11 protein-coding genes are annotated in these 13,037 nt (G+C 56.1%); 5 read left to right on the top strand and 6 right to left on the bottom strand.

Going from position 1 to position 13,037, the window contains the following annotated elements:
- Positions 1–138 precede the first annotated feature (138 nt).
- The 4 genes from NNL38_RS18230 to NNL38_RS18245 all read left to right on the top strand — a co-directional run bounded on the left by NNL38_RS18230 (position 139) and on the right by NNL38_RS18245 (position 4,078).
- The gene (locus NNL38_RS18230) at positions 139–1,248 is read left to right on the top strand and encodes an ABC transporter substrate-binding protein (protein ID WP_255391865.1); all 1,110 of its coding nucleotides are present in this window, start codon (positions 139–141) and stop codon (positions 1,246–1,248) included.
- Between the two features lie 75 nt (positions 1,249–1,323).
- Positions 1,324–2,328 carry a FecCD family ABC transporter permease gene (locus NNL38_RS18235; protein WP_255391866.1) on the top strand — a complete coding sequence of 335 codons (1,005 nt, stop codon included), beginning with the start codon at positions 1,324–1,326 and terminating at the stop codon, positions 2,326–2,328.
- A 32-nt stretch (positions 2,329–2,360) separates the two neighbouring features.
- Positions 2,361–3,113 carry an ABC transporter ATP-binding protein gene (locus NNL38_RS18240; RefSeq protein ID WP_255391867.1) on the top strand — a complete coding sequence of 251 codons (753 nt, stop codon included), beginning with the start codon at positions 2,361–2,363 and terminating at the stop codon, positions 3,111–3,113.
- A 92-nt stretch (positions 3,114–3,205) separates the two neighbouring features.
- Complete coding sequence (locus tag NNL38_RS18245) at positions 3,206–4,078, top strand: DMT family transporter (protein ID WP_255392280.1); 873 nt, start codon at positions 3,206–3,208, stop codon at positions 4,076–4,078.
- A 40-nt stretch (positions 4,079–4,118) separates the two neighbouring features.
- Here the strand turns inward: NNL38_RS18245 and NNL38_RS18250 are convergent, their stop codons facing one another.
- The 6 genes from NNL38_RS18250 to fdhF form a co-directional block, all read right to left on the bottom strand.
- A complete protein-coding gene (locus NNL38_RS18250) occupies positions 4,119–5,171 on the bottom strand; it encodes an AI-2E family transporter (RefSeq protein ID WP_255391868.1) in 1,053 nt (350 codons plus the stop codon).
- A 101-nt stretch (positions 5,172–5,272) separates the two neighbouring features.
- Positions 5,273–6,328 carry a DUF2955 domain-containing protein gene (locus NNL38_RS18255; protein WP_439651414.1) on the bottom strand — a complete coding sequence of 352 codons (1,056 nt, stop codon included), beginning with the start codon at positions 6,326–6,328 and terminating at the stop codon, positions 5,273–5,275.
- On the bottom strand, positions 6,318–7,445 hold the full coding sequence (locus NNL38_RS18260; RefSeq protein WP_255391869.1) for an HlyD family secretion protein: 1,128 nt from the start codon (positions 7,443–7,445) through the stop codon (positions 6,318–6,320). The genes NNL38_RS18255 and NNL38_RS18260 overlap by 11 nt, the downstream gene beginning before the upstream one ends.
- Before the next feature lie 207 nt (positions 7,446–7,652).
- Positions 7,653–8,534, bottom strand: coding sequence for an iron-sulfur cluster-binding protein (locus NNL38_RS18265; protein ID WP_255391870.1), 882 nt, complete (start codon positions 8,532–8,534; stop codon positions 7,653–7,655).
- Positions 8,527–9,624: a 4Fe-4S dicluster domain-containing protein gene (locus NNL38_RS18270; protein WP_255391871.1), complete on the bottom strand. Its 1,098-nt coding sequence runs from the start codon at positions 9,622–9,624 to the stop codon at positions 8,527–8,529. Before NNL38_RS18270 ends, NNL38_RS18265 begins: the two co-directional genes overlap by 8 nt.
- A 1-nt stretch (position 9,625) precedes the next feature.
- Positions 9,626–11,716, bottom strand: a complete 2,091-nt coding sequence (gene fdhF / locus NNL38_RS18275) for a formate dehydrogenase subunit alpha (protein WP_255391872.1) — start codon at positions 11,714–11,716, stop codon at positions 9,626–9,628.
- 464 nt (positions 11,717–12,180) lie between these two features.
- Here fdhF and NNL38_RS18280 point away from each other — a divergent pair, with 464 nt between their 5' ends.
- Complete coding sequence (locus NNL38_RS18280) at positions 12,181–13,035, top strand: GTPase domain-containing protein (protein WP_255391873.1); 855 nt, start codon at positions 12,181–12,183, stop codon at positions 13,033–13,035.
- Positions 13,036–13,037: the final 2 nt, after the last annotated feature.

A 13,037-nucleotide genomic window follows, 5' to 3' on the forward strand; every position in this document is an offset into this window, starting at 1 on the left:
CGTTCCTCTCACTCCTTCCTAGTCATTCCTCCGCCGATGAAGGGTACTGATTACCGATCATTGTATGAAACTTGTTTAGCTATCAATTGTTATGATATAACATTTCAGTTGATAATTATTTCCATATGGCTTATCTAAATGAAAAAACAAATCTATCAGTGGCTTACTGTGGCGATACTCACCCTCGGTGGAGGACTGCCGGCTTGGGCCAACATTCATATTCACGACGTCCTGGGACGAAACATTACGCTCGAAAAGCCCGCTGAGCGCCTGTTTCTCGGCTTCTATTTTGAAGACTTCCTCGCCATCGCAGGCCCGCGGGCATACAAAAAAGTGGCCATTTTCCCGCGCCATTCCTGGCAAGACTACCGCCAGTCTCAGTGGGAGACCTACCGTCAACTCATCCCTGAACTGGAAACAATTGTCGACTCCGGCTCTATCTACACCGGCACCTTTGACCTTGAAAAGCTTCTGACCACACAACCGGATGTCGCGCTGCTGGCCGCCTGGCAGTTCAATGCACTCGGCGAGAAAGTGGCCCTGCTGGAAAAAACCGGGATTAAAGTCGTGGTGGTGGATTTCAATGCCCAGACGCTCGAGAAGCATCTGCTCAGCGCCCGGGTCATCGGCCAGGTGATGGGAACCGAGGCGCGCGCCGAGGCCATTGCCACCGACTACGAGCAAACGGTGAAGGAGGTACAGCGCCGGGTGGCCGCCTACCTCAGCGATCATTCGCCTCGACGTGTGTACGTAGAAATTGGGACGGGCGGCGCCAGGGAGTACGGCAAATCATACGCCAATGCCATGTGGGGCAACCTCCTGAATCTGGCCGGTGCCGATAACATTGCAAACGGGAAAATTCAGGGCTCGGCGCACCTGACACCGGAGTACGTCCTCAGCCAGGATCCCGAGGTGATATTCATTTCCGGCGCGCATTGGGCCAAACACAGTGACAGTGCGTTGCTGGGTTATGGCACTTCACCTGAAGCAGCGCAGGCCCGATATCAGCCTTACCTGCGCCGTGCAGGGTGGCCCCAGCTCACGGCCGTCAAGTCAGGGCGCGTCTATGGGATGTATCACGCCGGGACACGAACCATCTACGATCACGTGTTCTTAGCGTTCCTGGCCAAAGCGATTTACCCAGAAGCGTTTAAGGATGTCGATCCGGTTGCGCATCATCAGGCATTTTTTGAGCACTACATGCCGCAAAAACTGTCCGGGACTTTCATGATCAAGGTCGAAGGTTAACTCATGGTCAATAGCAGTCAGACAGCCCCTCCCCCAGAGAGGCGCGACCGCGACGCAACGGGAATTTATCAAACGATGCAGCAGCGCAGACGCCGTGCACTTTGCCTGACGGCGCTCGGCGTCGGGGTGGCCATGCTTTTTGACATCAGCACGGGCGCCTCCTGGATCGGGCTGAACAGCGTGTTTGAGGCATTGGTGGGCGGTCCGGCGGGGCGCGAATTATCGACGACCATCATCTGGCACCTGCGTTTACCCATCACCCTGACCTGCCTGGTGGTGGGCGCATCCCTCGGTCTGGCGGGCGGGTTGATGCAGACCTTGCTCGCCAACCCACTGGCGAGCCCTTACACGCTCGGGATCTCCGCGGCCGCCGGGTTCGGGGCCGCAATGGCCTTACTGTTTGGTTTTTCGGTATTGGGAGTCCCTTGGCTTGGCGTGCCGGTGGCAGCTTTTGTTACGTCAGCCCTAGCCAGCCTTGCCATCTACCTGATTGGCCGTTCCCGAAACATGGATGCCAAGATCTTAATCCTGGCGGGGATTGTGGTGTTATTCTTCTTCCAGGCACTGCAATCCCTGGTGCAATACCTCGCATCGCCCGAAGTCTTGCAGCAAATCGTATTCTGGCTGTTTGGCAGCCTCCTCAAAGCAACATGGTTATCCTTTGGCGTCTCCGGGAGCATTTTGTTGATCGGATTGGCCTTCGCACTGCCCAGGGTGTGGGCCCTCACGGCGCTGTCATCGGGCGAAGAGCGTGCTCAGGCTTTGGGGATCAACACTCGTCAGCTCAGGCTTCAAATGTTTTTGCTGTGCTCCCTGCTCACGGCCGGGGCCGTCTCGTTTGTGGGAACCATCGGCTTTATCGGCTTGGTCGCCCCCCATCTGGCGCGGCTCTTGGTCGGAGAAGATCAGCGCCTTTACTTACCCCTGTCGACCTTAATGGGCGCGTTATTGTTGTGTGTGTCATCGCTGGTCGCCAAGTTAATTGTGCCGGGCACCATTCTCCCGATTGGCATCATCACGTCGCTCGTGGGGGTACCGTTTCTCCTCTACTTACTGATGAAACGCCGGGGTGGACTATGAAACACTTAGCGTTAAACCAGGTAACGGTACGTATGGGGCGAAAGACTGTACTGGAGCAGATAGACGCCACGTTCAAAGCCGGGGAGTTTACCGCGATCTTAGGCCCGAATGGCACAGGGAAAACCACGCTGTTAAAGGCCATGATGGGCTTGGTGCCTCATACGGGCAAAGTACGTGCATACGATGAGAGTGGCGGTCCCTTATCCCGAACGGCGTATTCGTATTTGTGCCAGTTGAACAAATCATCCAGTGAATTGACCGTGATTGAAGTGGTGCTGCTCGGCCTCGTCCATCAGCTCAGTTGGCGCATCACCGCCGCACAGGAACAGCAAGCCGAAACCATGTTGCAGGAGTTAGGACTCCTCCACCTGGCGACACGCTCTTTTGCTCACCTCAGCGGTGGGCAGCAGCAATTGGTGTCTTTGGCACAAGCACTCATCGGACGGCCTGAGGTATTGTTGCTCGATGAGCCCACCAGTGCGCTCGATCTGAAACATCAGGTGCAGGTGCTGGAGCTGGCCCGCGACTACACCCGGCAGCATCAGTGCATCACCGTAGCGGTGCTGCACGATCTGTCGATGGCGGCGCGCTATTGTGATCGCCTACTGCTGCTCGATCAGGGGCGCGTTCAGCGTGAGGGCTCCCCAAATGATGTCCTCAATAACGAGACGTTAAGCCGGGTGTATCAAGTGGAAGTGGACGTTGGGTACTGCAGCCAGGGGCACACCTACGTGACGCCCATTCGTTTGCTGCCCTCCGCCGGTTCATCAAAGCAAATCATATAAGCAAGTTATACAGACAAGGAAAAACCATGACGATGGCGCATCGCCACTATCAATTATTAGTGGCTGGCTCGCCCCAGTTTTCGGAGGACAGAATGAATAAAGGCGTGGCTCTGGCCATTTTCTCAGCGTTCGTATTCAGCATCATGAATGCCTTAATCAAAGCCGCCAGTCTGACTATCCCCAGCGCGGAAATCGTGTTTTTCCGTAGTGCCATCGGTACCGTCTTAATATTAGGGTTAATGTGGCAGGCCAAAGTGCCGTTTTCCACATCGGGGGTCCCTCTGTTGGTCCTCCGGGGGCTGCTCGGGGCATTTTACTTATTGGCATTTGTCTACACGATCACGCATATTCCGTTGGCAGATGCGGCAATTCTGGCCTATCTGTCACCTTTTTTTGTCATTGTGTTATCGAGCTTAGTACTAGGCGAGCGACTCCCCAACAAAGCGCGATTCTTACTGCCTGTGGTACTGCTCGGGGTCGCATTGGTCATCAATCCTTTTGATTACGCCTCGTTTAATGCATTTGCACTGGCGGGGGTGGCCAGCGCGCTCTTTGCGGCTGGGGCTTCCATCACGATACGCCACTTGAGCAAGCGCCATCATACTTATGAAATTGTCTTTTATTTTTTAATGACGGCCATGCTGGTATCCGCCTACCTGATGAAAGACGACTTTGTGGTCCCAGAAGGGGTAGCATGGGTCTACTTAGCAGCCATTGGCATCGTTTCCCTGATCGGGCAAATCTTTTTGACTCGGGCCTTTACCCATGAAAACGCCGCTGTCGTGGCCACCACGCGCTACATCGGCCTGGTGTTTAATGTGTTGTGGGGCATGCTGTTCTGGCAGGAAATCCCGAGTTGGATGACTGCATTGGGTGGGAGCCTCATTGTGGTCGCCTGCATCGCGTTATCGTGGAAAAAATCCCCGTCTACGTCACCGGCCAGTCCTCGCTCCGCCCAATCGTAATCACGCACCGCCCACGGCAGCGATGACGTGGGCGCACTGGTCATTTCTCATCTCCCAACCAAACCGTCCCTAACTGATACGCCAGGCTCAGCACCACAGCGCCGACGAACAGGCCGACAATGCCGGACATGGCCATACCGCCGAGGGCGCCGAGCAGGATCACCAGCATCGGGGTTTCTGAGCCACGGCTGAGCAGCACGGGTTTAAGCACCGCATCACTGGCACTGACCAGCAGACACCAGCTCAGAAACAGCACCGCAACGACAGTGCTCTGGGTGCCGAAGACGATGAAAATCGGGATCAAGAGTGCAATGATCGGCGGCAGCTGAATAATGGCGATCAGCAGCACCGCCACCATCCACAGCGCAATGGCCGGCACCCCGGCAAACACCATCCCGATCCCGGCGAACACCGACTGGATCAGCGCAACCCCGATCACCCCCTGCACCACACTCCGAACCGTGGTTTTCGACAACTTAGTCAGTTGTTCGCCGTGCTTACCAGTCAGGCGATCTGCTATTGCTTGAAAAGCCGCTTCACATTTTTCGGCATGGGCCATAAAGGCTCCGGCGATTAGGGTCGAGATGATGAACTGAACGAAGCCAAGTCCCAGTGAACTAAGCAGCCCCGCCATCTTGCCAGCAAACTGTTTCAGCGGCTCGGCATACTGCACCAGCACGCCTTTGAGGTTGGTCGAGGCCATGTCGATAAACGCATAGAGCTTTTCTCCTACCAGCGGCCAGGATTTCATTGCCGGGTCTGGTTGCGGGATCGTCAGGGTGCCGTCCTGCAACCCCACAATCACGTCTGCGGCGCTGGTATAAATACCGGTCGAGAGCGCAATCAGGGGGACCAGTAAAATGACGACCCCGATCCCCGACAGCAACACACTAGCTTTGGTCAGGCTCATACCAAGACGGGTGTGCATGCTCACCGCCAGCGGATACAGCGCCGTGGCAATAATCGCGCCCCATACCAGCAGCATGATAAAGGGCCGTAAAATCGAGAAACACCAGATAAGCAGCAAGGCCACCGCGCCGATTTTAATCGCCGCATCAATTGCCTGCGTTGCAAATTGATCGTCTGTTTTCATCCTCTCGCCCCTTTATCGCATCGTTCTTCTTAAATTGCTCTGATTGAACAGCTCGAATTGAAATGCCCTTCATGAACCAACCTCACCGGATAGCTTTTTCGCTAGTTCGGCTGCAGAAATTTCCACGTTCGCGTTTCTAAAAAATACGCCGCCACAATCATGTACAACCCGACCACCACCAGCTGCACGATTCGGGTGATCGTGGTGCTGTCGATGTCACCGGAGCTCAGCAAGGTAGATCCGATCAGCACCAGCAAGGTGCTAAACGCGGTTACATAAACCGGCGCCTTCTCCCCAGCGGTATAGATTTTGGTGGCCATCACCATCGCCAGCAACGCAGTAAACAAGGTGTAAAACCCGATGTTCGGCACGATCGCCAGCACCGTGAACGAGCCGATGGCCAGCAGTCCGCCAAGGCCGTTGCTCACCACCAGAAAGGCACTCAACTTGACCGACTTCTCCCCGGTGATCATCAGCGACAGCAAGGCAATAAAAATCATGGTCAGGATCGCTTCGCTGATCTGAAACACGAAGAAAAAGCACACCACAGGGAAGGAGATCAACAGCGCCCGGAAAGCGGCCCGCCAACGTTGATGCGGCGTCAGCATCACCGGGGCAAACCCCGGAAACTCGGCCTCCGGCTCAGGAAAATAGATATGCGCCAGGGCAAAGAGGGTGATCGCGACTACCCCGGACATGGTGAGTCCCCCGGCCAGGAAACCGGAGGCCGTAGCACTGGTGATCGCGATAAATGGCAATACCAGAATCGCGAGGATCAGAATCGTGGCGAACAGATTCCATTTGGGATTAGTGAACAGATAGTAGCCCCACATCATCATCAGGCCGATCAGCATCATCAGGGGGATCGGATACTGGGTGATCCCACCCGACAGCAGCATACCCAATCCGATGGTCACCAGCATCGCCAGCAGCAACTCGATCACGGTCTCCCGGTGCAGCGCGGGTTTGTCGACCAGAAATTTGGCCGTCAGCACCGGGGCGATATGGGCCAGATCCCATTCCAGCCAGGCAGCCAGAAAAACCGCCAGGCCGACCCCCACCGTAAAGCGCAGGACCCGAACCTGGGTCGCCTCCGTGAGTACATCGGCCACAGAGGCCGCAGTGCTTGTGTCGGAAGCCGTCGCCTTATCGGACATAGGACAACCAACTGATCAGCCGTATCCAGACTTTGCCAATCAGGTTAAAGACCGTGTTATCCGCTGCATAGACAATCACATCCGCCTGACCGCCCACCCGCAGCACACCACGTGCCTGGGTGTGGTCAAACTCAATCAGGATGGGCAGCATCTGGGTTTGCCGCAACCAGCCTTTCTGGCTATCGGCTTTGGCCAGCTTGCCGGCCTGATCGCCTTCGCCCCAGTCGATGCCCCAATCCACGCTGGATACCGTGCCTTTGAACACCTTGCCGGGGGCAAAGTCGAGGGCAATTTCCACCGCATCCCCGGCCGTGACATTGCCCAGGCTGTTTTCCCGGAAATAGGCTTCAATCCAGATGGTCTCGGTTGAGACAAAGGTCATCAGCGGTTGTCCGGCGGCAGCATAAAAACCTTCGGACAGGCTGAAATTCGACACCCCGCCTTGAGTCGGCGCACGAACTTCGGTCCGCTCCAGATTGAGCTGCGCCTGCTCCAGCGCCAGTAACGCCGCTTTAATCTGGCTGTTTTCCTCCCCTGCCGCGCCCAGTTGTTGCTTGGCTTTTTCCAAATCGGCCTCGGCGTTGATCACATTGGCCCGTGCGGTGGCCAGACTAGCCCGCGCTTCATCGGCATCCGACTGGGACACCACGCCTTTCTTGACCAGTGCCAGAACACGGTTGGTTTGCAGCTCTGCGTTTTGCCGCTCGACAATCGCGGAGGTCAGGCGCGCCTGGGCCGATGCAATCGCCGCCGTTTGCGCGCCAACATTCTGGCCAGCGATTTCGAGGTTTTCTTTGGCCTGCGCCACAGCAATTTGATAGTCAGACGGATCCAACCTGACGAGCACGTCCCCTTCCGCAACCAACTGGTTCGGCTCTACATTGATTTCCAGCACCAACCCGGACACCTCTGGCTTAACCGGCACGACAAAGGTTTTGACCCGGGCGTTGTCCGTGATCGGGATAATACGATCGGAGATGATGTTAAACAGCAGCAAAAACGCAACCGTTGCCAGCAAGATGTTGGTAATTTTCTTAACTTTATTGTTTTTTTGTGGCGATTGCTCCTCTGTCGTATTCACAGGTTCCAGATCAGCATCTTTTTCTTCTTTTGTCATGGATGATGTCTCTTCGATTCGGCGCCGACACCTGAGCAGGCGCTTCATCCGTCAATACACGCAAGACACCCTTTCAAACAAAAGCCTGGGCAAATCACGCGACGGATAAGCCCGCGATTTCAAGTCTTAACCATAGCCAAGCCGACGCCGGAGCAGCTGACAATAAGTAAGACGAAGCAGCAATGAGACAACCCAAGCGAGCGCTAACTAATGGTCTTCCGGCAGGTAAGGCTGGAGCACGTCCCATCTGAAGGTCGGCCCATCGGTGCAGATATACTGGTGCTTGAGGTAACAGTGGCCGCAGGTTCCGAGGCCGCAATGCATCCGGCGCTCAATCGACAGGTAAATGGCGTGATCATACACCCCAGAGGCAACCAGATAATCGGCCATGCCGAACATCATCACCTGCGGCCCGGCGAGCAGCACCACATCCGGCAGCTCACCGAAGCTGTCGAGCACGGTCGGCATGATATCAATCGGCCGGCCATGATATTCATTTTCGTCACCATTGAGATCGCCGTTTTCGATCATGTTGAACACCGGAATGAACTGCTGCCACCGCTCCCGTTCCGGGTTGAGCATTTTCGCCTGCTGGCTCCGCGCCCCATACACCACGGTGAGCTGGGTATAGTTCTGTTGCTCGACCAGATGATCGACCACGCCCACCAGCGGCGCCAAGCCACAGCCGCCACCCACGACCAGGATCCGCTTGCCGGAGATCTCATTCATCGGCCAGCCGATCCCGTATGGCCCGCGTGCACCGAGGATCTGACCGGGTTGCAGGCCAAACAGCGCGGTGGTGACCGCCCCCATCTGACGCACCAGTGCCCGGAAGTGCCCCTGTTCATCCGGCATCTGGGTAAAGGTAAACGGCGCTTCGCCGACACCCGGGACATTCAGCATGAAAAACTGGCCGATTTGGACTTTCTGCCAGCCAGTGTCTTGCTTGGTCAACGTCGGCTCAGTCAACGCCGGGTCTGCTGATGCCGACACAGCGCCATCCAACAAGCGAAACTGAAAATGCCGCGCTTGCTCACCGTCGTCATAAAAGTCCACCAGCTCAATGGCCGAAGGAGTCAGGTTATGCATCGTCAACAATCCTCTTCATGACCGAATGAACCCCGATGACACCGGGGCAAACCTGCTCGCAGCGACCACAACCGACACAACCGTAGCGACCGAATTCCGGTAAGAAATCATCACTGAATTTGTGATACCAGAATCGCTTCACCCGCTCTCCGGCCTGTGCACTGGGGTTATTGAAACTGGCTTCACGCTGAAACCCTTCGTACAGGCAGGAATCCCAGAAGCGCACTTGCTGCGTCGCGGGCTGCTCGGTATTGGGGGCCGCGCCTGAATCTTCTTTGATTAGCGTGCCTGAAACTTCCACAGCCTTCGCAACAGGCTCGCCATCGCCGCTCACAAACGGCTGTGACTGCGTGCCGTAACAGGAGCAGGTCGGGCACAAGGTGGTGCAGCCCGAGCACGCCAGACACTGAACGCCGATCCGCTGCCATAGTGCGTCGGAGACCTCGCCCCGGTTCAGCCGCTCAACCCCTTCGGTGATGTAGCTGTGATCGTCAAATTCCTGCTCGCAGTGGCTGAGCTGCTCCCAGCGCTGATTCATTTCCTGAGCCGAGGCCGGGGTGAGCGCCACTCCCTGGATCGCCTCTTTGCCCTGTGCGGTGACGACCACCAGCAGCCATTGATTGTCCTCCAGCGGATGGAGGATCAGATCGGCGGTTTCATCACGCACGCCAGGTCCGGCATTGACCAGATAACAAAAGCCCTGCGCACAGGGATGGACACAATCGATGCCGACCAGCAGCGCCTGACGGCGACGCGCCTGATAGTAAACATCCTGCTCGAAAAACAGATCCTGGTAATGGATCGCGGTTAAATCACAGCTCTGAACGCCAAACAGCACAAAGGGCTCGGGACTCGGCAGGGTTTCACGGAAAAACTGGCCGTCGAACACGTACAGCGGCTCCTGCTCGGCAAAAAAGAAACTTTTCGCCGAACTTTGCGGCTTCTGTGCGCTGAGTGGCGGATAGGCCGGGGGGATAATGTGTTGCCAGTGTGCGTCCCCCGGCGCAGCTTCCACCACCTGATAAAACTGCCGGGCGCGGGATAAGTGATCCTGTAACGCTTTGAGCGACTCAACCAGATACTGCTGCATCTTATGGCTCCTCCCTCAGCTGAGCGACATCTTTGGGCGCCTGTCCTGCTGGCAACGGGAATACCGTCACCGCACAGGCTTTCAGCTCCGGCATCTTGGTGATCGGATCCTGCGCCGTATTGGTGAGCTGATTCGACGGGGCTTCTTTGAAATGGTACGGCATGCTGACCAAACCCGGCGGTACATCAGGGGTGATCATCGCCCGGGTTTCGATATAGCCCCGGCGCGAGCGTACACCGATGGGCGCATAGCGGGTGATCTTAAGCTGCCGGGCATCGTCGGGATGGATAAACAGCAAACCGGGCGGGGTTTCGCGTTCCAACAGCGGCGATTTACGGGTCATCGAGCCGCAGCCATAATGGAAATGGAGGCGATTAGTAGTCAGCAACAGCGGGTAATCGGCGTCTACTGACTCGTCAATGGCAGTGTAGTGAACCGGGATCAACCGGGCTTTGCCGATTGGAAAGCTGTCGCGATGCAGGATGTCGGTACCGTTCGGGGCGTCGTCGTTGCAGGGCCATTGCAGCCCCTGCGCCTGGATCATCTTGTCGTAACGCATCCCCAGATAGGCCGGGTTTAGCGCCGCCATCTCATCAAACACCGCTTGGCTGTTCGGCCAGTTCAGTTGATCACTGCCGAGCCGCTGTGCCAGGGCATTCAGCCACTGCCAGTCCCCCATTGCCGACCCCGGCGGTTGCAGCGCCTGAGCAATGTGCTGAACCCGGCGCTCACAATTGGTAAAGGTGCCCTCTTTTTCCGCGAACGACGCCGCCGGCAGCACATAATCGGCCAGCTTGGCGGTCTCGGTCATGGTCAGCTCGGCGACCACCAACAAGTCCAACTGCTTGTACGCATCGCGAACGTGGTTCTGATCCGGGTCCGTCACGACCGGATCTTCACCAAAGAGGATCAACCCACGAAATTCACCGGCCAGGGCCGCTTTGCTCATGCCCAGCGACGTCAACCCCGGCTGGTTGGCAACCTCGCCCTGCCAGGCCTGGTTAAACTTCTGCTGCACCGCATCGTTATCTGCGCCCTGATAGCCGGGATAGACATTCGGCAGGCAGCCCATATCGCAGGCGCCCTGCACATTGTTCTGCCCCCGCAGCGGATTGATGCCGGTGCCGGGACGGCCGATCTGACCGCACACCAACGCCAGATCAGACAACGCAATCACGTTCTGGGTCCCGCTGACAAACTGGGTGATCCCCATCCCATAGAGGATCATCGCCTTTTCGGCCTGAGCATAGATTTTTGCTACTGCCCGGATCTGCGCAGCATCAACCCCGGTGATTGATTCGACGGATTCTGGGGTGATGGTTTCGACCTGCCGCGCCAGTTCGTCAAACCCGTCACAGCGCTCGGCAATAAAATCAGCGTTGTGCCAGTTTTCTTCAAAAATGACCTGGAGCATAGCGTTGATCAGAGCAATATTACTGCCCGGTTTGAGCTGAAGATGGATATCGGCCACTTTTGCAAGACGAGTCTGACGGGGATCGATAACAATCAGCTTGGCGCCGTGTTGCTGCGCCGCAAAAATCTGCCCGCCCAGCACGCTGTGATTCTCGGTCGGGTCGGCACCAATCACCACGATCAAATCCGTTGCAAAGATATCCTTGGCACTGTTGGTCATCGCGCCGGAGCCCAGGGTCTGCTTAAGTCCGGCCACCGTCGGGCTGTGACAGATCCGGGCGCAGTGATCGACATTATTGGTTTTAAGCACCGCCCGGGCAAATTTTTGCGCCGCGTAGTTATCTTCATTGGTGGCCCGAGCACTGCTGATCACCCCGATGGCGGCAGGTCCGGATTCATCAAGGATCTCGCGAATGGACTGGCTGATGTCATCCAGCGCTTCATCCCAGCTCACAGGCTCAAACCGATCCCGGCAGCGTTTGAGTGGCTGGGTGATCCGGTTATCCGGCCGGATCGCATACGCCGTGCTCCAGCCTTTTTCGCACAGTTTGCCGTGGCTGATCGGATGGCCGGGCACCGGCTCCACACCCGTCAGCCGCCCGCGTTCATCCACTTTCAGGGTAATGCCGCACCCCACCCCGCAAAACGGACAAATGGTTTGAACCCTTGAGGAAGACATCGCGAACCCCAGTCCTGTTCTGATTGCCGCTCGATTCAAGCGGCATCTGAATCACTGGTCTGAGTATAGCAACGGGTATTCAGTCCGAAGTTGCAGGAATACTAAAGCAGCTCTGATCCTGCGCTGGATCAATCCCTCGGTTCATCATGGGCACCGTGTAAATAAATCAGAGAATCAATCAGCCCCACCAGCACCCTGCCGCCGACAAGATTACCCAGGTTCACCGGGATCAGGTTGCCGATCAAGCCGAGCCAGAAAGGTAAATTGCTACAACGCACTCATTCAGAAATCACTCACCCTTATCTCGACCAGACTCTATCCAGCTGTATACCCCGAAAAGCGTATCCCATGAATGCATATAATTTCATCACTCAACATGAATAACATAAGTTTCTTGAAGGACTTAACACTTTCGAAGGGGGCGGGTATGACAAAATGCAAATCGATGAATAAGGAATGTTGAGATGAACCTCCATAAAATCAATCAGCTGGTCTCGAAGCACTGTCCTGAAAAAGAAGAAGTGGTAACGCAGCTTGAAGCGGCAATGGCTGTCGACAGTGCCTGTCCCAATGTTGTGGTCTACGGCGTCTATAACTCCGGGAAAAGCTCGCTCCTGAATTCCCTCACTAACCACGTCACAGATGAGTTTTTCCGAACCCGTGATGTCCCGGAAACCCGGGAGAACAAGCATTTCGAATACCAGGGGATCCGGTATATCGATACGCCGGGGCTGGATGTCAATATCCAAGACACCCGGGCAGCGAAACTGGGTACGGTTCAGGCCGATATTATATTGCTGGTGCATCGGTTAAGTGCCGGGTCGCTCCAGCAGAAGGACCTGGAGGCGTTAGCGTCTATTGGTCGAACACATGCCAGGCCAGAAAACATTTTTGTGGTGTTAACAGAAGCTGAAACTGCCGACGAAAACCAGGCGGTGATCGCGGAGATCACTCAACAATTACAACAGGTCATTTCACCGAATATTACGCCTTTCCTTGTTGCAAATCCGGTGTTTTGCAAAGGGATGCGTGAAGAGAAACCCGCTTTGGTTCAGTTCAGCGGTATCCCGGCGCTACAAGCCCAACTCCAACAGACTGCCAACCAAATTGCGCCCGAGCTGGCCGCTGAGCGTGCAAAGAAAGTTCAGGCAATGGTGGAGGAACTGCAGGCGGCTGTCGCCGAGCAACAGACACTGTTACAAGCGAGGCTGGCAATCGAGGAAGCCAAGGAACATCAGCATAAAGTCGTCTTTGTTGAGCGCGTCAAAGCGTTCCAGCAAGCATTGCAAACCCAGTTAAACGACATCGAATCAGTATAGGA

The organism is Photobacterium atrarenae (genome assembly GCF_024380015.1).
GTDB classification, from domain to species: domain Bacteria; phylum Pseudomonadota; class Gammaproteobacteria; order Enterobacterales; family Vibrionaceae; genus Photobacterium; species Photobacterium atrarenae.